Source organism: Streptococcus mitis (assembly GCF_902159415.1).
Taxonomy (GTDB): domain Bacteria; phylum Bacillota; class Bacilli; order Lactobacillales; family Streptococcaceae; genus Streptococcus; species Streptococcus mitis_BG.
Genome location: NZ_CABGJU010000001.1, coordinates 911,705 through 934,691, shown reverse-complemented (window position 1 = coordinate 934,691; position 22,987 = coordinate 911,705). Strand labels below are relative to the sequence as shown.

24 protein-coding genes are annotated in these 22,987 nt (G+C 40.0%); 17 read left to right on the top strand and 7 right to left on the bottom strand.

All coding sequences use genetic code 11. The features are described from left to right. Nucleotides 1–12 precede the first annotated feature (12 nt). Both FN031_RS04885 and FN031_RS04880 read left to right on the top strand, forming a co-directional pair. The gene (locus FN031_RS04885; protein WP_142558117.1) at nucleotides 13–2,349 is read left to right on the top strand and encodes an endonuclease MutS2; all 2,337 of its coding nucleotides are present in this window, start codon (nucleotides 13–15) and stop codon (nucleotides 2,347–2,349) included. Between the two features lie 199 nt (nucleotides 2,350–2,548). Continuing rightward, the gene (locus FN031_RS04880) at nucleotides 2,549–3,445 is read left to right on the top strand and encodes a TDT family transporter (protein ID WP_142558115.1); all 897 of its coding nucleotides are present in this window, start codon (nucleotides 2,549–2,551) and stop codon (nucleotides 3,443–3,445) included. A 168-nt stretch (nucleotides 3,446–3,613) separates the two neighbouring features. On the opposite strand, the gene FN031_RS04875 is transcribed toward FN031_RS04880, so the two are convergent. From FN031_RS04875 to FN031_RS04855, 5 genes are all read right to left on the bottom strand, one after another. Next, nucleotides 3,614–3,901 carry a hypothetical protein gene (locus FN031_RS04875; protein WP_260604693.1) on the bottom strand — a complete coding sequence of 96 codons (288 nt, stop codon included), beginning with the start codon at nucleotides 3,899–3,901 and terminating at the stop codon, nucleotides 3,614–3,616. A gap of 158 nt (nucleotides 3,902–4,059) precedes the next feature. After that, complete coding sequence (locus FN031_RS04870; RefSeq protein WP_142558111.1) at nucleotides 4,060–4,599, bottom strand: DUF3278 domain-containing protein; 540 nt, start codon at nucleotides 4,597–4,599, stop codon at nucleotides 4,060–4,062. Between the two features lie 26 nt (nucleotides 4,600–4,625). Then, a complete protein-coding gene (locus tag FN031_RS04865) occupies nucleotides 4,626–4,952 on the bottom strand; it encodes a hypothetical protein (RefSeq protein ID WP_142558109.1) in 327 nt (108 codons plus the stop codon). Between the two features lie 10 nt (nucleotides 4,953–4,962). Then, the gene (locus FN031_RS04860) at nucleotides 4,963–5,505 is read right to left on the bottom strand and encodes a DUF3278 domain-containing protein (RefSeq protein ID WP_142558107.1); all 543 of its coding nucleotides are present in this window, start codon (nucleotides 5,503–5,505) and stop codon (nucleotides 4,963–4,965) included. A 14-nt stretch (nucleotides 5,506–5,519) separates the two neighbouring features. Further along, nucleotides 5,520–5,714 (bottom strand): helix-turn-helix transcriptional regulator, encoded by a 195-nt coding sequence (locus FN031_RS04855; protein WP_006152985.1) that lies wholly within the window; start codon nucleotides 5,712–5,714, stop codon nucleotides 5,520–5,522. A gap of 216 nt (nucleotides 5,715–5,930) precedes the next feature. On the opposite strand from FN031_RS04855, the gene FN031_RS04850 reads away from it, so the two are divergent. Next, complete coding sequence (locus FN031_RS04850) at nucleotides 5,931–6,764, top strand: metallophosphoesterase family protein (protein WP_142558104.1); 834 nt, start codon at nucleotides 5,931–5,933, stop codon at nucleotides 6,762–6,764. Between the two features lie 64 nt (nucleotides 6,765–6,828). Here the strand turns inward: FN031_RS04850 and FN031_RS04845 are convergent, their stop codons facing one another. After that, on the bottom strand, nucleotides 6,829–7,638 hold the full coding sequence (locus FN031_RS04845) for an amino acid ABC transporter substrate-binding protein (RefSeq protein ID WP_142558102.1): 810 nt from the start codon (nucleotides 7,636–7,638) through the stop codon (nucleotides 6,829–6,831). A gap of 207 nt (nucleotides 7,639–7,845) precedes the next feature. Between FN031_RS04845 and FN031_RS04840 the strand changes: the two genes are divergently transcribed. The 6 genes from FN031_RS04840 to brnQ all read left to right on the top strand — a co-directional run bounded on the left by FN031_RS04840 (nucleotide 7,846) and on the right by brnQ (nucleotide 12,976). Further along, nucleotides 7,846–8,340 (top strand): hypothetical protein, encoded by a 495-nt coding sequence (locus FN031_RS04840; protein WP_142558100.1) that lies wholly within the window; start codon nucleotides 7,846–7,848, stop codon nucleotides 8,338–8,340. Nucleotides 8,341–8,530: 190 nt separating this feature from the next. Continuing rightward, a complete protein-coding gene (locus FN031_RS04835; RefSeq protein ID WP_142558098.1) occupies nucleotides 8,531–9,136 on the top strand; it encodes a nitroreductase family protein in 606 nt (201 codons plus the stop codon). A 9-nt stretch (nucleotides 9,137–9,145) separates the two neighbouring features. Then, nucleotides 9,146–10,546, top strand: a complete 1,401-nt coding sequence (pepV, locus tag FN031_RS04830; RefSeq protein ID WP_142558094.1) for a dipeptidase PepV — start codon at nucleotides 9,146–9,148, stop codon at nucleotides 10,544–10,546. A 66-nt stretch (nucleotides 10,547–10,612) separates the two neighbouring features. Further along, a complete protein-coding gene (locus FN031_RS04825) occupies nucleotides 10,613–11,197 on the top strand; it encodes a uracil-DNA glycosylase family protein (RefSeq protein WP_142558092.1) in 585 nt (194 codons plus the stop codon). A gap of 2 nt (nucleotides 11,198–11,199) precedes the next feature. Continuing rightward, nucleotides 11,200–11,481, top strand: coding sequence for a rhodanese-like domain-containing protein (locus tag FN031_RS04820; protein WP_142558090.1), 282 nt, complete (start codon nucleotides 11,200–11,202; stop codon nucleotides 11,479–11,481). 169 nt (nucleotides 11,482–11,650) lie between these two features. Next, nucleotides 11,651–12,976 carry a branched-chain amino acid transport system II carrier protein gene (brnQ, locus tag FN031_RS04815; RefSeq protein WP_142558088.1) on the top strand — a complete coding sequence of 442 codons (1,326 nt, stop codon included), beginning with the start codon at nucleotides 11,651–11,653 and terminating at the stop codon, nucleotides 12,974–12,976. A gap of 40 nt (nucleotides 12,977–13,016) precedes the next feature. Here the strand turns inward: brnQ and FN031_RS04810 are convergent, their stop codons facing one another. Continuing rightward, the gene (locus FN031_RS04810) at nucleotides 13,017–13,544 is read right to left on the bottom strand and encodes a DUF1307 domain-containing protein (RefSeq protein WP_142558086.1); all 528 of its coding nucleotides are present in this window, start codon (nucleotides 13,542–13,544) and stop codon (nucleotides 13,017–13,019) included. 133 nt (nucleotides 13,545–13,677) lie between these two features. Here FN031_RS04810 and FN031_RS04805 point away from each other — a divergent pair, with 133 nt between their 5' ends. The 8 genes from FN031_RS04805 (at nucleotide 13,678) to rpoE (ending at nucleotide 22,805) form a co-directional block, all read left to right on the top strand. Beyond that, a complete protein-coding gene (locus FN031_RS04805; protein WP_142558084.1) occupies nucleotides 13,678–14,715 on the top strand; it encodes a M42 family metallopeptidase in 1,038 nt (345 codons plus the stop codon). A gap of 1 nt (nucleotide 14,716) precedes the next feature. Further along, nucleotides 14,717–15,178, top strand: a complete 462-nt coding sequence (locus tag FN031_RS04800) for an HIT family protein (protein WP_142558082.1) — start codon at nucleotides 14,717–14,719, stop codon at nucleotides 15,176–15,178. An 11-nt stretch (nucleotides 15,179–15,189) separates the two neighbouring features. Further along, on the top strand, nucleotides 15,190–15,906 hold the full coding sequence (gene ldcB, locus FN031_RS04795; protein ID WP_142558080.1) for an LD-carboxypeptidase LdcB/DacB: 717 nt from the start codon (nucleotides 15,190–15,192) through the stop codon (nucleotides 15,904–15,906). A 278-nt stretch (nucleotides 15,907–16,184) separates the two neighbouring features. Continuing rightward, nucleotides 16,185–17,231, top strand: a complete 1,047-nt coding sequence (gene pheS / locus FN031_RS04790) for a phenylalanine--tRNA ligase subunit alpha (protein ID WP_142558078.1) — start codon at nucleotides 16,185–16,187, stop codon at nucleotides 17,229–17,231. 131 nt (nucleotides 17,232–17,362) lie between these two features. Continuing rightward, nucleotides 17,363–19,768, top strand: coding sequence for a phenylalanine--tRNA ligase subunit beta (gene pheT, locus FN031_RS04785; protein WP_142558076.1), 2,406 nt, complete (start codon nucleotides 17,363–17,365; stop codon nucleotides 19,766–19,768). Between the two features lie 196 nt (nucleotides 19,769–19,964). Next, a complete protein-coding gene (locus tag FN031_RS04780; RefSeq protein WP_142558074.1) occupies nucleotides 19,965–20,858 on the top strand; it encodes an ABC transporter ATP-binding protein in 894 nt (297 codons plus the stop codon). Beyond that, nucleotides 20,855–22,054 carry an ABC transporter permease gene (locus FN031_RS04775; RefSeq protein WP_142558072.1) on the top strand — a complete coding sequence of 400 codons (1,200 nt, stop codon included), beginning with the start codon at nucleotides 20,855–20,857 and terminating at the stop codon, nucleotides 22,052–22,054. The genes FN031_RS04780 and FN031_RS04775 overlap by 4 nt, the downstream gene beginning before the upstream one ends. 175 nt (nucleotides 22,055–22,229) lie before the next feature. Then, complete coding sequence (rpoE, locus tag FN031_RS04770; RefSeq protein WP_142558070.1) at nucleotides 22,230–22,805, top strand: DNA-directed RNA polymerase subunit delta; 576 nt, start codon at nucleotides 22,230–22,232, stop codon at nucleotides 22,803–22,805. The last annotated feature ends 182 nt before the right edge of the window (nucleotides 22,806–22,987 follow it).

Genomic DNA, 22,987 nt, shown 5'->3' with positions numbered 1-22,987 from the left:
TAAGGAAAGAACATGAATACAAAAATACTAGAAACACTAGAATTTAACAAGGTCAAAGCTTTATTTGAGCCCCATCTTTTGACAGAGCAGGGATTAGAGCAGTTAAAAGAGCTAGTCCCAACAGATAAAGGTGATAAAATTAGACAGGCTTTTGCTGAGATGGAAGAAATGCAAGAACTCTTTGTTGAGCATCCTCACTTTAGCATTCTGACTACAAAAGCAATTGCCTCAACTTGCAAGCGTTTGGAGATGGGGGCTGACCTCAACATTGAGGAATTTCTCCTTCTCAAACGTGTACTCTTAGCAAGTCGTGAATTAAAAAGTTTTTATGAAAATCTTGAAAATGTGCGCTTAGACCATCTGGCAAACTGGTTTGAGAAACTCCATGATTTACCACATTTACAGGGCAATCTTCAGGCCATCAATGAAGCTGGATTTATCGAGAATTTTGCTAGCGAAGACTTGACTCGAATCCGCCGTAAAATCCACGACAGTGAGAGCCAAGTCCGTGATGTCTTGCAGGAACTTCTCAAACAAAAGGCTCAGATGTTGACTGAAGGTATCATCGCTAGTAGAAATGGTCGCCAGGTTCTTCCTGTCAAAAACACCTATCGAAACAAGATTTCTGGTGTCGTTCATGATATTTCTGCCAGTGGGAACACTGTTTATATTGAACCGCGTGAAGTGGTCAAGCTGAGTGAGGAAATTGCTAGTCTTCGTGCAGACGAACGCTATGAGATGATGCGTATCCTTCAAGAGCTTTCTGAGCGAGTGCGACCTCATGCGGCTGAAATTGCCAATGATGCCTGGATTATCGGACATTTGGACTTGATTCGGGCTAAGGTCCGCTTTATCCAAGAGACAGGAGCAGTAGTTCCTCAAGTCTCTGAGGGACAGGAGATTCAACTCCTCCATGTTCGTCATCCCTTGGTGCAACATGCTGTTGCTAATGATGTACACTTTGGTAAAGATCTAACAGCCATCGTCATCACTGGTCCCAATACGGGTGGTAAGACCATTATGCTCAAAACCTTAGGTTTGACGCAATTGATGGCTCAGTCAGGTTTGCCAATTTTGGCGGATAAGGGAAGTCGTGTGGGAATTTTTGAGGAAGTCTTTGCGGATATCGGAGATGAACAATCCATCGAACAAAGTCTCTCAACCTTCTCTAGTCATATGACTAATATCGTAGATATTCTTGGTAAGGTTAACCAAAACTCGCTCCTGTTACTAGATGAGCTTGGAGCAGGTACAGATCCCCAGGAAGGAGCTGCTCTTGCCATGTCAATCTTAGAGGACTTGCGCTTGCGCCAGGTCAAGACGATGGCAACCACTCACTATCCTGAACTCAAGGCCTACGGGATTGAAACTGCCTATGTTCAAAATGCTAGCATGGAATTTGATACAGCTAGCCTGCGTCCAACCTATCGCTTTATGCAAGGAGTACCTGGTCGAAGCAACGCCTTTGAGATTGCTAAACGACTAGGATTGTCAGATGTCATTGTAGGTGATGCCAGCAAGCAGATCAACCAAGACAATGATGTCAATCGTATCATTGAGCAGTTGGAAGAGCAAACACTTGAAAGCCGTAAACGTCTTGAAAATATTCGCCAGGTCGAGCAAGAAAACCTCAAGATGAACCGTGCTCTTAAAAAACTTTACAATGAGCTTAATCGTGAGAAGGAAACAGAACTCAATAAGGCGCGTGAACAAGCTGCTGAGATTGTTGAATTGGCTCTGGCAGAAAGTGATGATATTCTTAAAAATCTTCACAGCAAATCTCAACTGAAACCACATGAAATTATTGAAGCCAAGGCTAAGCTCAAAAAATTAGCTCCTGAAAAAGTTGACCTCTCTAAAAACAAGGTTCTTCAAAAGGCCAAGAAGAAACGAGCTCCAAAAGTTGGGGATGATATTATCGTTTTAAGCTATGGTCAACGAGGGACCTTGACCAATCAGCTCAAGGATGGTCGTTGGGAAGCTCAAGTCGGTTTAATCAAGATGACGCTTGAAGAAAAAGAGTTTGACTTGGTTCAAGCTCAACAAGAAACTCCAGTCAAGAAGAAACAAGTCAACGTAGTCAAACGTGCAGGTGGCAAAGGGCCACAAGCTCGACTAGACCTTCGTGGCAAACGCTACGAAGAAGCTATGGAAGCCTTGGATGCCTTCATCGATCAAGCTCTGCTCAACAACATGGCTCAAGTCGATATTATCCATGGTATCGGTACAGGAGTTATCCGTGAAGGGGTAACCAAGTACCTACAAAGAAATAAGCAAGTCAAGAGCTTTGGCTATGCACCTCAAAATGCTGGAGGATCTGGAGCGACTATCGTTACTTTTAAAGGCTAACCAAGCTATAGAATGCAACATGAAAAAAGTACCTATCAAGTGATAGGTACTTTTTTTGATGAATCAATTTCAATTATTATTGTTAGTGAGTATTTTAAAAGGGAACAATCGTTTTATAGCCAAAAAAAATTGGTGAAGGCTTGTCTAACTGAGCTTTATTTATGCTATACTGATAATAACATGATTATTGGAGGTTGGTATGAAAAAACTCCCCTTAGCTTTTTCAGGTTGCTTATTGGGATTGGCTGGTGCAGGAAATCTCATCTTGGATGTTTTTCCACTCTTATCGCAGGTCTTCAGTTTGTCAGGCTTGATTTTATGGTTTTATTTTTTATACAGTCATCTTCGTGATTGGCAAGAAAGTAAGCAAGAGTTAAAGAAAGCTCCTGTTTTATCGGCAACGGCGCCCTTTCCTATGGCAGGGATGATTTTATCAACGTATTTATTACGAATCTTACCCCTGAACATGAGCATTCTTGCGCAGATTCTCTGGTGGTTTGCTTTTCTTCTAGATGTAGGTTTAATCATCTATTTCACTAAAAATTATGTTCAGGCCAAACCAAGAACGAGTGCAACGCCAAGCTGGACGGTTCTTTATGTGGGAATAGCAGTAGCAAGTTTGACCTACCCCGTGGTGGGCATTGTTGGAATTGCCTATGGAGCTTGGATTTTTGGTTTTATCTTAACCCTTATCCTTTACCCTCTAATTTATCAAGATTTGAAGAAAAATCCATTACCGCTCGCTTTGCTGGGGCAAGAAGGAATCTATTGTGCTCCATTTTCGCTCCTTTTGGCAGCATTAGTGAGAGTAGGAGGATACAGTCTTCCTAGTTGGATTTTACTAGTTATGATCCTTGCATCACAGACCTTCTTTTTCTTTGTCCTTAGTCGCTTACCAAGAATTTTAAAACAAGGTTTCCAACCAGCCTTCTCAGCCCTAACCTTTCCAACCATCATCACAGCAACTTCATTGAAAATGGCCCAAGGCATTCTGCAGTTTCCAGTCCTCAACCTCGTCGTTTGGTTAGAGATGATCATTTGTTTAACAATCCTCATCTACGTATTAGTAGAGTATATACGATATTTAAGGAACTAAAAGAACCCCTAGCACGGAGAAGTGTTAGGGGTTTATTCTATATTTAGTTTTAGAAGTATTTTGGAACCATTCGAAACAAGGCAGTTCTAAAACTAGGAAACATAATTCTATCAACTCCACGCATCCAACATAGACAGTTTCCCTTATCTTTTTTTGTATTCTTCAAAACTATATCTTATACAAATTATTTAATCTTTCTAACTCTAATACATTCATATATACTTCTACTCCAGTAACTACCCCCTTACTATGAATAATTCCACAAGAAAACACAATCCTCTCCTTACTCAAAATATTTGACAATACTACTAATGCTTCTAAAGCATAATCCTCTATGGTAATAAAACTATTGTTTTCATCTTTGAAAAACTTTATAAATCCAAAATCCTCACACCTATCGCCAAAATAAAACCTAAGTGATTTTAAAAAATAATCAATAAACACATCATTTTCCATAGAAAACCCTTTCATGTTTAAAATATTCTGTTATAATCATACAAAAAATAAAGGAGAAATGCTATGAAAAACTTATTTTATTTATAACTACCTCTCTAATTCTACTTTGTCTTACTGGCACAACATATGCCGAAACTCCAAAAAAACAATGCAGTTTCTTACTTCTCCTCATGTAGTGATAGAAAGCCGTAGACCATAGTCCCAAAGATTGCTCCAATACTAAGACCAAAGACAAGTAAGGGAATCATTATCTCTGTTTGGATGATTTTTTCAAAGAAAGTTGAAAGGGGCATCTGCTGAACGAAGAGTTTATGAAAGAGCAACAGAGCAAATAAACCAATCTCAATACTTATAAATACCAACCAACTACGAACTTTTATTTGGTGTTTGCTGTAGGTTTTGTAAATGATTTCTGATTTATCATCCTTTTCAAGATGAAGCTCTTTGACGGCTCTTTGGGCTTTTATACTCATGAACAAAATGAGTCCAAAATAGAGGTAGGGCATAACCGATCGAACAATTTCTATAAAGCGTCCGAACAAAATATAGAACAGGAAGAGAAAGAAGGAAGAGTAAAAGATTTGGACCATGGAACGGGCGCAAGCCTTATAGATAACCTCTTGTCGGCATTCATCAAAGGGACCTTGGATATGAAAGAAATTTCGAAGTAAGCGAGTTGTTAAGTCTTCTTTTTGCATGGATAATTTCTCCTAAATGAATGATGTTACTTTGTTTCTTTTACGAATTGATAGAGATAATAAAGATAAGTGATAGAAGAAAGGATAGCGATAGTGAACAGTAAATAATATTTCCAACCGCTTGAGATGAGCATCAGTTGTGGAAAAGATAGAATTATAAAGTATAGTGCTAAGTTGAGTATGCGCGTTTTTTGGGAGTCAATCTTTAGATAAGTCAGTCCTTTGTTAAGAGCTGGAATAAAGACTAGCACGAGGAATATCTCGCTGATTGGCAAGTTCCCTGAAACGATGATGAAGATGAACAGAGAACTGAACAAAAGATGATAGGTAAGTAAAGTTAGTAATGATTTCATAAGGTACCTCCTAATCCTCATCCGGATCTTTCTTAGTTTTTGCAATGCGACGGGAGATGAGGAACTGTATGCTCGCTCCGAAGAAAATAGAACCGAGAATACTTGATACACCATTTCTTATAGTGAGAAGAGACTGAAAATAGTTCTGACCTTCACCTATGAGTATACCGAGAAGAGGAGTTATAAAAAACATCCATAGACCAAAGAACAAACCTGCTTTAAGACCTGGGTAGCGTAGTTGCTTACTTTCTTTCTCGCTCAGCATATCTGGTTCAATAGTTGTAATCCCTGTTTTTTGCATTTGATAGGTGAGATATCCAGCAGCGATGAGGGCAATCACTAAAATTAGAGGAGGATAGACTAGAGCCACTAGCTGAGGATATTTATAGGCCAGAAGAAGTGGAATAAGATTTCCGAAAATCATCAGATAAAAGAGGATGATAAAGACTTGGTTGCCGATACGATCAGCCTCGCGCCGTTTGTATTCGTCAAGGGGATCAGAAATGCCGTATGTGCGTTTGATCAGTTTTTCAGTGAGGGTTTCTTTTTTCATTTTTCTTCTCCTTTTTAAAAATCATCCTCCCAAAAGAGACTGTTGAGGTCAGTTTGGAGGCTTCGAGCGAGATTGAGACAGAGTTCTAGGGTTGGATTGTACTTATCGTTTTCAATCATATTGATAGTCTGTCTCGAGACACCGATATCCTTGGCAAGTTCGAGTTGGGATTTTCCCAGTTCCTTGCGAAATTCTTTTACACGATTCATACTTCCTCCTTTTTATTTATGTCACATATATTTGACTATAGTATATTCTTTTGAAAATAAAATGTCAACTATTTTTGACATATTTTTAAAAGAATCTTGGTGATAATATTTCCATTATAAAATCTTCTAGCTATTTTATGCTATAATGAAGAAAAGTAAAAAATATAAGAGTGGATTGAATAAACCGAAAGCTATCCACTAAAGAAAGAGCAGAAAATGAACCATAAGATTGCAATTTTATCAGACATACATGGCAACACGACGGCCTTAGCTGGAGTACTTGAGGACGCTAAAAATTTGGGAGCGACTGAATATTGGCTTTTGGGAGATATTTTTCTTCCTGGGCCGGGAGCAAATGACTTGGTGGCTCTTTTGAAAGGCCTACCCATTACAGCATCCGTTCGAGGAAACTGGGATGATTGTGTGTTAGAGGCTTTAGATGGGCAATATGGTTTAGAGGATCCTCAAGAAATTCAGCTTCTCAGGATGACTCAGTATTTGATGGAGCGCCTAAACCCAGAGCAAATTGATTGGTTGAGGAATCTACCTATGGTAGCCAAGAAAGAAGTTGAAGGCTTGCGTTTTTCTCTTTCTCATAATTTACCTGAGAAAAATTACGGTGGTGATTTGCTGGTCGAAAATGGTACAGAAAAATTTGACCAGCTACTTGATGAAGCTACAGATGTAGCCGTCTATGGACATGTCCATAAACAGCTTTTGCGTTATGGTAGTCAAGGTCAACAAATCATCAATCCAGGTTCGATTGGTATGCCTTATTTTGACTGGAATGGGCTGAAAAATCACCGAGCTCAGTATGCCTTACTTGAGGTTGAAAATGGTGAATTAGTCAATATCCAATTTCGTAAGGTTGTTTATGACTATGAAGCAGAGTTAGAATTAGCCCAGACCAAATACCTTCCTTTCATCGAAATGTATGAAGAGTTACGACGTGAGGACAACTATCAAGGCCATAATAGAGATTTGTTAGCCAGCCTCAATGAAAAGCATGGCTATGTAGAGGATGTCAAGAATTATTTTGATTTTTTGTAAGAGTTGCTTTAACGAACAGATACTAAATAAAACGATTGGACTAGCCAATCGTTTTTAATATATCTTATTGTAATTGTGATTGATCTGGTAGGTAAGAACCACCGAGATAAGTTTTGCTGAGTTTTTCAAGGGTTCCATCTTGGTAGAGTTCTTTGAGAACCTTGTCAAATTGTTCTTTAAATTCTTTTTCGTCGCTTGAGAAGATGATGTAGTTATTTGGATTATCATTGCTTTCCAAGTCGACTAGGTTCAAGTCTAAACCTCGGTCTTGGATAATTTTTTGAACAGAGATTTTATCAAAGATTAGGAAATCAAATTCACCGTTGGCGAGGTCAGTCAGACGCTTAGCCACATCTTCGCCAGAATATTGGATGGTAGCAGGATTGTCGGAGTGGCTTTGATTCCAGTCTGCAACAACCTTGGCAGTAGAAGTTCCAGTGTCATCCTGAGTTGTTTTACCAGCGATATCTTTAAGAGAGGTAAGAGCCTTGTCTTTTCTGCTCACAAGAACCAAAGGATTTTTAGCGATAGGGAGTGAATAGAGATACTTGTCTGCTCTTTCTTTGGTATAGCTCAAGTTGTTAGCAGCAGCTTGGTAACGGCCGGCATCCACTCCAGGGAAGATACTCTCCCAAGCAGTTTTTTGAAATTCAATCTTGTATTGATCCAGTTTTTCATCGACCGCTTTTAAAACTTCAACATCATATCCAGTTAAATTACCATCTTTTTCAAAGTCAAAAGGAGGGATGTCTCCGGCAGTAGCTACGACAATGGTTTTAGGACTAGTAGTAGAAGTTGAAGCACTATCCTGTTTAGATTGTCCACAGGCGACCAACAAGGGACTAATGGCTAATAATAAGAATAATTTTTTCATGTGTGTCTCCTTTACTTCATGATACCTAGCTTACCAGACAATCAATTAGATATCCAATATATATTTTTTATGGAGGTGATAGAGAATGATTATGTTTTTCCTTATTAGTTTGTAGTATAAAAAAACAAAAATCCAGCATATATTTTTGACGTCAAGGGTATTAAATATTAAAATATAGGTTAGTAAATGGATTTTAAGGAGATGATTATGAAAAAAATTGTCACTATTGGACTAGCAGTTTTAATGGTTTCAACTTTGGTAGCTTGTTCTAAGAATAAACAATCAGAGACTGCTAGTAATGAGTCAACCACAGTAGTAACAACAATAGATTCATCAACAACTGAGATTACGCAAACTCAAACCTCTGAATTTTCGATTTTAACTGATGAAGAAATTAATAAGGCCAAGAAAATTGGTGAAATGAAGAAGCTCATGCCTAGACTGAATGAAGTCGCCTATAAAATTTCAGATAAAAGAATAGCTTCTCTACCAGAAGAGCAGCAAGAATTTGAGAGGTCGAAAGCCAAATTAGAAGCTATACAATTAGAAGCTTCAACAAAAAAGTACAATGAACATTTATCAACTTATGGACCTGATGATACATTTATGCCAGAACCAAATCGTACGTACTTACTTAAAGAAGTAATTTATTATCGTGACATCATAAAGAATCTGGCTCATAAATTTGGTCTGGATCAATAAAATATCGATAAAGTAGGCGCTGCATCGCCTGCTTTTTTTGGAAAATGATTTTTTAGAATAGAGTAGATTAAGAATCAGTCGTAGTTTAATGGCTGATAGATATTTGATACTCTGAATAATGAAAAATCTCTGCAAGCTCTTTCAGAATGTGGTAAAATGGAAGCAGTAGAAATAGAAAAGGAAATCAATTATGAAATTTCTTGAATTAAACAAAAAACGTCATGCGACAAAGCAATTTATTGATAAGCCTGTAGATCCTAAAGATGTTCGTACAGCTATTGAGATTGCTACTTTAGCACCAAGTGCTCACAATATCCAACCTTGGAAATTTGTTGTCGTTCGTGAGAAAAATAAAGAACTAGCCAAATTGGCTTATGGTACGAACTTTGACCAAGTTTCAGAAGCACCCGTAACGATCGCCTTATTTTCAGATACAGATTTGCCAAAACGTGCGCGTAAGATTGCACGCATTGGAGGAGCAAAGAATTTTTCTGAAGAGCAACTTCAATACTTCTTGAAAAATCTCCCAGCTGAGTATACTCGCTACAATGAACAACAAATCAGTGACTACCTTGCCCTCAATGCAGGTCTCGTTGCTATGAACCTTGTCTTGGCGCTTACAGACCAAGGAATTGGTTCAAATATTATTCTTGGTTTTGACAAATCAAAAGTTAATGAAGTTTTAGACATTGATGCACGTTTTCGCCCTGAACTTTTGATTACAGTAGGTTACACAGACAAAAAATTAGAACCAAGCTATCGCTTGCCAGTTGATGAAATTATCGAAAAAAGATAGGAAGAAAAAATGACAACAATTGATTTTACAGCAGAAGTAGAAAAACGCAAAGAAGACCTTTTGGCTGACTTGTTCAGCCTTTTGGAAATCAACTCAGAACGTGACGACAGCAAGGCTGATGCGCAGCATCCTTTTGGACCAGGGCCAGTAAAAGCCTTGGAAAAATTCCTTGAAATTGCAGACCGTGACGGCTATCCAACAAAAAATGTCGACAACTATGCAGGACATTTTGAGTTTGGTCAAGGGGAAGAAGTTCTTGGGATCTTTGCCCACATGGACGTGGTGCCAGCAGGTAGCGGTTGGGATACTGATCCATACACTCCAACTATCAAAGATGGCCGTCTCTATGCGCGTGGAGCGTCAGATGACAAGGGACCAACTACAGCATGTTACTATGGTTTGAAAATCATCAAGGAACTTGGCCTTCCAACTTCTAAAAAAGTTCGCTTTATTGTCGGTACTGATGAAGAATCAGGCTGGGCTGACATGGACTACTATTTTGACCATGTAGGACTAGCAAAACCAGACTTTGGTTTCTCTCCAGATGCTGAATTCCCTATCATCAATGGTGAAAAAGGGAATATCACAGAATATCTCCACTTTGCCGGTGAAAATACTGGTGCAGCTCGTCTTCACAGCTTTACTGGTGGCTTACGTGAAAACATGGTGCCTGAATCAGCAACGGCTGTTGTTTCAGGTGACTTGGCTGATTTGCAAGCTAAGCTAGACGACTTCGTTGCAGAACACAAGCTTAGAGGAGAAATCCAAGAAGAGAACGGCAAGTACAAGGTTACGATTATCGGTAAATCTGCCCATGGTGCTATGCCTGCATCAGGTATCAATGGTGCGACTTATCTTGCTCTCTTCCTCAGCCAGTTTGCCTTTGAAGGTCCTGCAAAAGACTACCTTAACATTGCTGGTAAGATTCTCTTGAATGACCATGAAGGTAAAAATTTGAAGGTTGCTCATGTAGATGAAAAGATGGGTGCCCTTTCTATGAATGCTGGTGTCTTCCGCTTTGATGAAGCAAATGCTGATAATACCATTGCCCTCAACTTCCGTTATCCAAAAGGAACAAGCCCAGAGCAAATCAAGTCAGTTCTTGAAAGCTTGCCTGTTACTTCAGTGAGCTTGTCTGAACATGGTCACACACCTCACTATGTACCAATGGAAGATCCGCTTGTTCAAACCTTGTTAAATGTTTATGAAACACAAACAGGTCTTCAAGGGCATGAACAAGTCATCGGTGGAGGAACTTTCGGACGTCTCTTAGAACGTGGTGTAGCCTATGGTGCTATGTTCCCAGATTCTATCGATACTATGCACCAAGCCAACGAATTTATCGCCTTGGACGATCTCTTCCGAGCAGCAGCCATCTACGCTGAAGCTATCTATGAATTGATCAAATAATGCTATAGAAGTCTTAGATTCACTCTTAGACTTCTTTTTGAAATTGCTAGAGAAAGAGAAGAATCCATGTCAGAAATTCAAAAAATCAAACAAGCCATCATGGAAGATCCACAAAACCAAAGCTATACAGAGGTGGGGATAGAGCCCCTCTTTGCTGCTCCCAAAACAGCCCGCATTAATATCATCGGTCAAGCACCTGGTCTCAAAACGCAAGAAGCTGGACTTTACTGGAAGGATAAAAGCGGGGATCGCTTGCGAGACTGGTTAGGTGTAGATGAGGATACTTTTTACAAGTCAGGTTATTTTGCAGTCATGCCCATGGATTTCTATTTTCCAGGACATGGAAAATCCGGTGACTTACCGCCTAGACCTGGTTTTGCAGAAAAGTGGCACCCTAAACTTTTGAAAGAATTACCAGATATTCAATTAACCCTCTTGATTGGGCAGTATGCTCAGGCCTATTATTTAAATGAGAAAGTTAGTGGTAAAGTAACAGAGCGGGTTCGTCACTATCAGGATTACTTACCGGATTTTTTCCCCTTGGTACACCCATCCCCACGTAATCAAATTTGGATGGCCAAAAATCCTTGGTTTGAGACCGAAGTTTTGCCTGAATTGAAAAAGAGAGTAAAGAAAATAATTGGAGAATAGAGATGAAAGAAGTCACTTTTCAGGATTTTTACCAACTATGTCAGAATGGCTGTTCGACCATTATCGATGTTAGAGAAGCAACAGAGTTTCATCAGGTGCACATTGAAGGTGCTCAAAACCTTCCTTTGAGTTCTTTAGCAGATACCTATGAGGTCTTGGATAAAAATCAAACCTACTATGTCATTTGTAAGTCTGGTATCCGTTCAGCTCATGCTTGTAAATTTTTAGAAGAAAAGGGTTATGATGTCATCAATGTTCCAGGCGGTATGGATGCTTTTGAATAAAAAATAAACTCCTTTGAGAAAGGAAATATAGTCTTTTCTCTAAGGAATTTTTTCTAACATAAAAAATCAGAAAATTGAAAACATTTTAAAGTTTTTTTGTGATAGGCTTTTCTTGCTTTTAATCATGTTATACTAAGAAAGTATTTTATTTTTTATATAAGGAGAGTTTATGGCTAAAAAAGGTGCTTTAACAGGGTTACTCCTGTTTGGAATATTTTTTGGTGCGGGTAACTTAATTTTCCCACCTACCCTAGGTGCACAATCTGGGGAACAATTTATCCCTGCCATTGCAGGTTTTGTAGTTTCGGGTGTCGGGATTGCCGTCTTAACCTTGATTATCGGGACCCTTAATCCAAAGGGGTATATCTATGAAATCTCTAAAAAGATTTCACCTTTGTTTGCGACGATTTATCTGGCAGCCTTGTACTTGTCGATTGGTCCATTCTTTGCCATTCCACGTACAGCGACCACGTCTTATGCAGTCGGGATTAGTCCCCTCTTGGCCGAAGCAGATAAGGGATTTGGCTTGATTGTCTTCACACTTATCTACTTTGTTGCTGCTTATCTAATCGCTCTTAATCCTTCAAAGATTTTGGATCGTATTGGTCGTATCTTGACTCCAGTATTTGCTCTTTTAATTATCATCTTGGTAATTTTAGGTGCCTTCAAATATGGAGCAAATGCACCACAAACGGCTACTGAAGCTTATCAAATTTCAGCCTTTGGTACAGGTTTCTTAGAAGGTTACAATACTCTTGACGCTCTTGCCTCAGTTGCCTTTAGTGTAATTGCGGTTCAAACTTTGAAACAACTTGGTTTTTCAAGTAAGAAAGAATACATCTCAACTATTTGGGTAGTGGGTATTGTTGTTGCCATTGGTTTTAGTGCTTTGTACATTGGATTGGGTTTCCTTGGAAATCACTTCCCAATGACAGAAGAAGCAATGAAGGGTGGAACCCCAGGGGTTTATATCCTGTCACAAGCGACTCAAGAAATCTTTGGTTCGACTGCTCAACTATTCCTTGCAGCCATGGTAACCGTTACTTGCTTTACAACGACTGTAGGTTTGATTGTATCGACTGCCGAGTTCTTTAATGGACGCTTCCCACAAATCAGCTATAAAGTTTATGCGACTGTATTTACTTTGATTGGATTTGCCATTGCCAACCTTGGTCTTGATGCAATCATCAAATACTCAGTTCCTATTCTTGTTATCTTGTACCCAATTACGATTACCATTGTCATGATTGTCATTGTTAACAAATTTGTAGCTCTTTCAAAACCAGGGATGCAATTGACTATGGGTCTTGTTACAGCTATTGCCGTAACTAGCGTATTAGCAAGTTCGTTTGAGATTGCAACTCTTACAAATCTAATCAATTCTTTACCATTTGCCAATGCTTCACTGCCTTGGCTGGTTCCAGCGATTATCGGTATCTTACTTTCTCTTGTTCTTCCAAACAAACAAGAAAGTGAAGCCTTTGAAATGGAATAATAAAAAACCTTGGCTTATGCCAAGGTTTTTTCAATTATTCTTAGTTAGTTTTTTCAGTATATCCAAGATTTTTTAACATTTTTTCAGAGGCGCTAAAGCTAACACTGTCACCAATACCAGAGTATTCATCTGGTAAGGCTTTTTTAAGTTCATCAAGACTTGCAACTGTGAAGTCAATTTCAGTATGTTGAACGACTTTTCCGTCTTTAATCTCAATGCTATGAGTAACACCTTTGAGGCCTTCATAGCCTTTATAAGCTTCTTCAACGGATGCTTTGAGAGTTTCTGCAGTAGTGCCGATAGCCTCTGGGTCATAGACGTTATGTCCTGAATGTTTCAATACGTTATCTCCATCTACAGTGTATGTTAAAGTAGAATTAAGATCACTATGAGTATCATTTACAAAGGTCACTGTTTTTACTTCAGATTTGTTTTCTGTAGTTTGTTGGCTAGTAGAGTCTACCTGTGTAGTTTCACTTTTTGCTGAGCTTGTCGATTGTTTTGAACATCCCAACAAGAAAGCTAATGGTAGAGCTAAGCAAAGTGCCATTTTAAAATATTTGTTCATGTCTTTACCTTTCATAATTAAGAACTGACTTCATTATATCACAGCTTACTTTTGCAATCAAATTATCTAAGTTTTTCATTTTTGCTCAACCTAAAAAGGGAAAAGTGATATAATATTAGGAAGAGGTGAAGAAATGAATCAAACTGTAGAATATATTAAAGAACTAACTGCTATCGCATCACCAACTGGTTTTACACGTGAGATTACGAATTATTTAGTTGAGACTCTTGAAAAACTAGGTTATCAACCAATCCGTACTGCCAAAGGTGGGGTGAATGTTACCATTACAGGGAAAAATAATGAGCAACAACGCTATGTGACCGCCCATGTGGATACCCTGGGAGCTATCGTTCGCGCTGTTAAACCAGATGGTCGTCTCAAAATGGACCGTATTGGTGGCTACCCTTGGAATATGATTGAAGGCGAAAACTGTACAGTTCATGTGGCTAGTACAGGTAAGACTATTTCAGGTACCATTTTGATCCACCAGACTTCTTGTCATGTCTACAAGGATGCTGGAACTGCTGAACGAACACAGGATAATATGGAAGTGCGTTTGGATGAGAAAGTGACTAACGAAAAAGAAACACGCGCACTCGGTATTGAGGTTGGTGACTTTATCAGCTTTGATCCAAGAACTGTCGTGACTGATTCAGGATTTATCAAATCGCGTCATTTGGATGATAAGGTCAGCGCGGCTATCCTCCTCAATCTTCTTAAAGTCTATAAAGAAGAGGGGGTTGAACTTCCTGTCACTACCCATTTTGCTTTTTCAGTCTTTGAAGAAGTGGGGCATGGTGCTAACTCAAGTATCCCAAGTCAAGTTGTCGAATATCTAGCAGTAGATATGGGAGCAATGGGAGATGACCAGCAGACGGATGAGTACACAGTTTCTATCTGTGTCAAAGATGCTTCAGGTCCTTATCACTATGAATTCCGTCAACATCTGGTTGCCTTGGCAAAAGAGCAGGACATACCATTTAAACTGGATATCTATCCATTTTACGGTTCGGATGCTTCTGCAGCCATGTCAGCTGGCGCAGAGGTCAAACACGCTCTCCTAGGAGCGGGTATCGAGTCTAGTCACTCTTACGAGCGAACTCATATCGATTCTGTAGTTGCTACTGAGTGTATGGTGAACGCTTATCTTAAGAGTGAGTTGGTGGACTAGGATGTGCCTAATTTGTCAACGAATTGAATTAATTAAGGCAGGGGAAAATCCCTACTTTGTAAAGGAACTAGAAACAGGATATGTCGTAATTGGTGACCACCAGTATTTTGAAGGCTATACTCTCTTCTTAGCCAAGGAACATGTTACAGAATTACATCATCTAAAACCAAGTATCAAACTTCGCTTTTTAGAGGAAATGAGTCTAGTCCAGGAAGCTGTCTCTATAGCTTTTTCAGCTCAAAAGATGAATGTAGAGTTGTTAGGAAATGGGGATGCACATGCTCACTGGCATATTTTTCCGAGACGAGAGGGTGATATGAAGGGACACGGGCTTAACGGTCGTGGCCCAGTTTGGTGGGTCCCATGGGAAGAAATGGTTGCTGAGGAATATCACGTTAAAGATCGGAGACTGGAAAACTTGATTGCGACATTATCAGAAACTTTAAACCAGATAGTAAAATGAAAGGATTAAAGATGAAGAAAAGATATCTTGTATTATCAGGATTATTAGCATTGACATTAGCAGCTTGTTCGCAAGAAAAACCAGCAAATTCAGAAACGACTGCTGCAATTGAAGAGAAAACAATCCAAGAAGGTACAGTCGGAAGTAAATCTCAGGAAGCTAGTCAGAAAAAGGCAGAAGTAGTCAATAAAGGGGGATACTACAGTATTCAAGGGAAATACGATGAGATTGTCATCGCTAATAAACACTATCCCTTGTCAAAAGACTACAATCCTGGTGAAAATCCAATAGCTAAAGAGGAGTTATTGAAACTGATTGCTGCTATGAAAGAAGCTGGTTTCCCAATTAGTGACCAATATAGTGGTTTCAGAAGTTATGAAACTCAAACTCAACTTTATCAGGACTATGTCAACCAAGACGGAAAGGCAGAGGCCGACCGCTATTCTGCACGACCTGGATATAGTGAACACCAAACTGGCCTTGCCTTTGACCTAATTGGAACAAATGGAGATTTGGTGACTGAAGAAAAGGCTGCTCAATGGCTATTGGATCATGCTGCAGACTATGGCTTCGTCGTTCGTTATCTAAAAGGTAAGGAAAAAGAAACGGGTTATATGGCTGAGGAATGGCACCTTCGCTATATTGGCAAAGAAGCCAAGGACATCGCTGCAAGTGGTCTCAGCTTGGAAGAGTATTACGGCTTTGAAGGTGGGGACTATGTTGATTAGTCGCAAAATATCTTGCAAGAATGCTTGAAATTTGATAAAATGAATAATAATTAAATAGGAATCTGCAAGACTAGTATCTCAGGGGAAGTATATCAGGGAGGAGAGCCGTGACTGAAAGCTCTCTATATGAAAGCTGGGTGAATTCACTTGCCTATGGATTCAGAAATAAAGGTCTGACTTGTCAGATAAAAACGGATGGTACCGCGTGTCAACGCTCCGAGTGTGGAGTTTTTGGCATGTGGTTTTCTTTTTATCTACGAGAGACTGATGGAGGAATTATGTCAACTATTGAAGAACAATTAAAAGCGCTTCGTGAAGAAACGCTAGCTAGCTTGAAGCAAATTACTGCTGAAAATGAAAAAGAGATGCAAGATTTGCGTGTCTCTGTCCTTGGTAAAAAAGGTTCCCTTACTGAAATCCTTAAAGGGATGAAAGACGTTTCTGCAGAAATGCGTCCAATTATCGGAAAACACGTTAACGAAGCTCGTGATGTTTTGACAGCTGCTTTTGAAGAATCAGCTAAACTCTTGGAAGAAAAGAAAGTGGAAGCTCAACTAGCAAGTGAGAGCATCGATGTTACGCTTCCAGGTCGTCCAGTTGCGACTGGTCACCGTCACGTCCTCACACAAACCAGTGAAGAAATCGAAGATATTTTCATCGGGATGGGTTACAAAGTCGTGGATGGATTTGAAGTTGAAAAAGATTATTATAACTTCGAGCGCATGAACCTTCCAAAAGACCACCCAGCTCGTGATATGCAGGACACTTTCTATATCACAGAAGAAATCTTGCTCCGTACTCACACGTCTCCAGTTCAGGCGCGTGCTATGGATGCCCATGATTTTTCTAAAGGTCCTTTGAAGATGATCTCACCAGGGCGTGTATTCCGTCGTGATACGGACGATGCGACTCACAGTCACCAGTTCCACCAAATCGAAGGTTTGGTTGTTGGGAAAAACATCTCTATGGCTGACCTTCAAGGAACCCTTCAGTTGATTGTGCAAAAAATGTTTGGTGAAGAGCGTCAAATCCGTTTGCGTCCATCATACTTCCCGTTCACAGAGCCTTCTGTTGAGGTGGATGTTTCATGCTTTAAGTGTGGAGGAGACGGCTGTAACGTATGTAAGAAAACTGGTTGGATCGAGATTATGGGTGCCGGTATGGTTCACCCACGTGTCCTTGAGATGAGTGGTATCGATGCAACTGTATACTCTGGCTTTGCCTTTGGTCTTGGTCAAGAGCGTGTAGCTATGCTCCGTTACGGAATCAACGATATTCGTGGATTCTACCAAGGAGATGTCCGCTTCTCAGAACAGTTTAAATAAGATTGAAACCTGAAACACAATCCTAAACAGTCGTTCTCGATTTCACATTGTCTAGAAATAGAAACGACTGAGTCGAAGAAAAAGAAAGGAATTGAAAAGGTCTCGCTTGCTGGGATCTTACGATCAGAATTATGTTAGTATCATACAAATGGTTAAAAGAATTGGTGGACATTGATGTGCCATCACAAGAGTTGGCTGAAAAAATGTCAACTACAGGGATTGAAGTGGAAGGTGTGGAATCACCTGCTGCTGGTCTCTCAAAAATTGTCGTTGGTGAAGTCTTGTCTTGCGAAGATGTGCCAGAAACTCACCTTCATGTTTGTCAGGTTAACGTTGGCGAAGAAGAAGCCCGTCAAATAGTCTGTGGTGCACCGAATGTGCGTGCTGGTATCAAGGTTATGGTGGCTCTTCCAGGAGCTCGCATCGCTGACAACTACAAAATCAAAAAAGGAAAAATCCGTGGCTTAGAGTCACTCGGAATGATCTGTTCACTTGGTGAATTGGGCATTTCTGATTCCGTTGTACCTAAGGAATTTGCAGATGGCATCCAAATCTTGCCGGATGATGCAGTACCAGGTGAGGAAGTATTCTCTTACCTAGACTTGGATGATGAAATCATTGAACTTTCCATCACTCCAAACCGTGCAGACGCTCTTTCTATGCGTGGGGTTGCGTACGAAGTAGCAGCCATCTATGACAAAGCAGTGACCTTTAAAGAATTTGCTCTTGCTGAAACGGATCAAGCCGCAGCAGATGCCCTTTCTGTCAGCATTGACACAGATAAGGCACCATATTATGCAGCCCGTATCTTGGACAATGTGACTATTGCACCAAGTCCACAATGGTTGCAAAACCTTCTCATGAACGAAGGCATTCGTCCTATTAACAATGTCGTCGACGTAACTAACTATATCTTGCTTTACTTTGGTCAGCCTATGCACGCCTTTGACTTGGATACCTTTGAAGGGACTGACATCCGTGTACGTGAAGCACGTGCTGGTGAGAAATTAGTGACCTTGGATGGGGAAGAGCGTGAACTTGCAGAAACTGACTTAGTCATTACTGTTACTGACAAACCAGTAGCCCTTGCAGGTGTCATGGGTGGACAAGCTACAGAAATCTCTGAAAAATCTACTCGTGTCGTCCTTGAAGCTGCTGTCTTCAATGGCAAATCTATCCGTAAGACAAGTGGTCGTCTCAACCTTCGTTCTGAATCATCTTCTCGCTTTGAAAAAGGCATCAATGTGGCGACCGTTAATGAAGCCCTTGATGCAGCAGCAAGCATGATTGCGGAATTGGCTGGTGCGACAGTGCGTAAGGGAATCGTTTCAGCAGGCCAGTTGGATACATCTGATGTAGAAGTTTCTTCTACTCTTGCAGACGTTAACCGTGTCCTTGGGACTGAGCTTTCCTACGCGGATGTAGAGGATGTTTTCCGTCGTCTTGGATTTGGCCTTTCTGGAAATGCAGAAGCCTTCACAGTCAGCGTTCCACGTCGCCGTTGGGATATCACTATCGAAGCGGACCTCTTTGAAGAAATCGCTCGGATTTATGGTTACGATCGCTTGCCAACCAGTCTTCCAAAAGATGATGGGACAGCCGGTGAATTAACAGCAACACAAAAATTGCGCCGTCAAGTTCGTTCCATTGCAGAAGGTGCTGGATTGACAGAAATCATCACCTACGCTCTGACAACTCCTGAAAAAGCCGTTGAATTTACGACTGCACCAAGTAACTTAACGGAGCTCATGTGGCCAATGACCGTGGATCGCTCAGTCCTCCGTCAAAATATGGTTTCAGGTATTTTGGATACCGTTGCTTACAACGTAGCGCGTAAGAATAAAGACTTGGCTCTTTATGAGATTGGAAAAGTCTTTGAACAAACAGGTAATCCAAAAGAAGACTTGCCAAATGAAATCAACAGCTTTGCTTTTGCATTGACTGGTTTAGTCGCTGAAAAAGACTTCCAAACAGCAGCGGTTCCAGTTGATTTCTTCTATGCCAAGGGAATCCTTGAAGCTCTCTTTGCTCGTTTGGGTCTTGAAGTGACTTATACAGCAACACAGGAAATCAAGAGTCTCCACCCAGGACGTACAGCCTTGATCTCACTCGGTGATCAAGTGATCGGTTTCCTCGGTCAAGTGCATCCGGTTACGGCTAAGGCTTATGATATTCCAGAGACTTATGTAGCTGAGCTTAACCTTTCAGCTATCGAAGCAGTCCTTCAACCAGCCGCTCCATTTGTGGAAATTACTAAGTTCCCAGCGGTGAGCCGTGATATCGCTCTTCTCTTGAAAGCAGAAGTCACTCACCAAGAGGTGGTCGATGCCATCCAAGCTGCGGGCGTGAAACGTTTGACAGCTATCAAACTCTTTGATGTCTTCTCAGGTGAAAAACTAGGACTTGGTATGAAGTCTATGGCTTATAGCTTGACCTTCCAAAATCCAGAAGATAGTTTGACCGACGAAGAAGTCGCACGCTACATGGAAAAAATTCAAGCTTCTCTCGAAGAAAAAGTCAATGCAGAAGTGCGTTAACAGTCTAAAATCCGTCCCTAGGGATGGATTTTTTTGTCTTTGTAAATGCCGAATATTGGAAAGAAAAATGAAGTTGAATCTTATTCGTTTTGATATAAAAAATGCCTAGTAAATTCTACTAATAAAAATGTACATAAATCCTTGTAATGGCCAAAAAAAGGAGTATAATGAAGGTAGAATTAATAGGAGGTGGATCATGTTAGAAATCCGCAATCTTAAAAAAAGTTTTGGTCCCAAACAAGTCTTGTATGGTGTTAACTTTCAAGCTCAACCTGGAAGAATTTTAGGTCTAGTTGGGAAAAATGGAGCTGGGAAGACAACTATTTTTCATAGTATATTAAAATTTTTGGATTATCAGGGAGAGATTAGGCTTAATGGGCAAGAAATTGGTCAGGAAACCTATGCTCAGATTGGTTATTTACCTGAAGAACGTAGTCTCATGCCTAAGTTGACAGTTCTAGAGCAGGTTCGTTACCTAGCCATGTTAAAAGGAATGAATGCTAAAGAAGTCAAAGAAAAATTGCCACAATGGATGGAAAAATTGGAAGTTAAGGGAAAACTGACAGATAAGATTAAAAGTCTCTCAAAAGGGAATCAACAGAAGATTCAGTTGATCATCACCTTAATGCATGAACCAGATTTGATTATCCTTGATGAGCCTTTTAGTGGTCTAGATCCAGTCAATACCGAACTACTCAAACGCGTTATCTTAAAAGAAAAAGAGCGTGGAGCGATTATCATTTTTTCAGATCATGTCATGACCAATGTTGAAGAGCTTTGTGATGATATTCTTATGATTCGAGATGGGCGTGTGGTTCTGCATGGACCAGTTCAAGATGTCCGCAATCAATACGGAAAAACGCGACTCTTCGTTGCAAGTGAAAAGAGTCAGGAAGAATTGGAAAGTCTTCCTCATGTTACTCATGCTAGCTTGACCAAGCAGGGAACTTGGAAGCTCATTCTAGATGATGAAAATGCTGGACAGGAGCTCTTTGCGATCTTAACCCAAGGACACTATATTGCGACCTTCGACCAGCAAGCTCCAACAATCGATGAAATCTTTAAACTAGAATCAGGGGTGGAAGTATGAAAAATATGTGGGTAGTTATTAAAGAAACTTATTTGCGACACGTCAAATCTTGGAGTTTCTTTTTCATGGTTATTTCGCCTTTCTTGTTCCTTGGACTTTCAGGAGGTATTGGGTATCTGCAAGGATCTTCTTTGGCTCAAAATAATAAAGTTGCAGTGATTAGTTCGGTTTCAGCAGTGACGGAAGGATTAAAGGGGACCAATGGAATCAATTTTGATTATAAGGATGAAGCCAGTGCTCAGGCAGCTATCAAAGATGAAGAAATCAAGGGTTATTTGATTATTGACAAGGAGGATAGTGTGCTTAAGGCAACCTATCATGGTGAGACTTCACTAGAAAGTGGTATTAAGTTAGCCGTGACAACTAAGTTGAATGAGATCCAATACCAACTTAACCGCTCGGAAGCAAATTTGTCTCAGGAACAGGAACAACGTTTGGCACAAACTGTTCAATTTACAGAGCAAATTGATGAAGCCAAAGAGAGCAAAAAGATGGTCCAAACGATTGCAGCAGCTGGTCTTGGATTCTTCCTTTATATGATTTTAATAACTTATGCCAGTGTCACTGCTCAAGAAGTGGCTAGTGAAAAAGGTACGAAAATCATGGAGGTAGTTTTCTCAAGCATTCGTGCTAGTCACTATTTTTACGCTCGTATGATTGCCTTACTTCTTGTCATTTTGACTCATATTGGTATTTATTTTGTAGGCGGACTTGGAGCAATCTTATTCTTTAAAGATATGCCTATCTTGGCTAATTCAGGTATTCTAAGTCATTTGGGAGAAGCCTTCTCAGTCAATACCTTGTTGTTTGTCTTGGTCAGTCTCTTTATGTATGTTGTCTTGGCAGCCTTCCTAGGTTCTATGGTTTCTCGCCCTGAAGATGCAGGAAAGGCCTTATCTCCGTTGATGATTTTGATAATAGCTGGTTTTGTTGGCGTTACTGCCCTAGGCGCTGCAGGAGACAATTTGATTTTGAAAATCGGTTCTTATATTCCTTTCATCTCGACCTTCTTTATGCCTTTCAGAGCTATTAATGGTTATGCAAATAGCATCGAGGCTTGGATTTCTCTTGCGATAACAGTTGTATTTGCCGTAACTGCAACCGCTTTTATCGGACGTATGTATGCCAGCCTAGTCCTCCAAACAGACGATTTAGGTATCTGGAAAACCTTTAAACGAGCTTTAAGCTATAAATAAAGTAACAGACCTGTGAGTGTATCTCCCAGGTCTTTCAATTAGCTGAAATATTTCACATTATTTCTTCTAAACCTTTGACTATTAGGCAAAATTATCGTACAATAAAGAGTACATGATAAAATGAGACCAGAGTTTATATGCTCTGGCGTTAGTAGTAAAAAAGAGGAGAAACGCTTTGGAATTAGAAGTATTTGCTGGGCAAGAAAAAAGTGAACTATCTATGATTGAGGTGGCTCGTGCCATCTTGGAACAACGTGGTCGCGATCACGAGATGCATTTTAGCGATTTAGTTAATGAAATCCAAAACTATCTTGGTACCTCTAATAGCGATATTCGCGAAGCTCTACCTTTGTTCTATACAGAGTTAAACTTTGACGGAAGCTTCATCTCTCTTGGAGATAACAAATGGGGACTGCGTTCTTGGTATGGAGTGGACGAAATTGATGAGGAAATCATTGCCCTTGAAGAAAGCGATGACGAAGAAGTAGCACCTAAGGCTAAGAAGAAACGTGTCAATGCCTTTATGGATGGTGATGCAGATGCCATTGATTATAGCGCAGACGATCCAGAAGATGAGGATGCCTACGAAGAAGATCCAGCACTTTCTTATGATGATGAAAATCCAGATGATGAGAAAAACGAAGTAGAAGCTTACGATGCTGAGATTAACGAAATCGCACCAGACGATCTTGGAGAAGATGTCGAACTCGTTGAAGAAGACGACGAAGATGCCGAAGATGAAGAAGAATAATACCAAACAACAAGGGAATTCCCTTGTTGTTTTTCTTTTCTGCAGTAGAACTATAAATCTAATAAAGAATGACATTTGACAAATGAGCCAAATTGAGGTAAGATATTGTTCGGGCACCTCTTTTTGAGGTCGGAGCTTCCTAGTTTTTAGGAAGCTATTTTTGTTTTTCTAGGAAAATTATC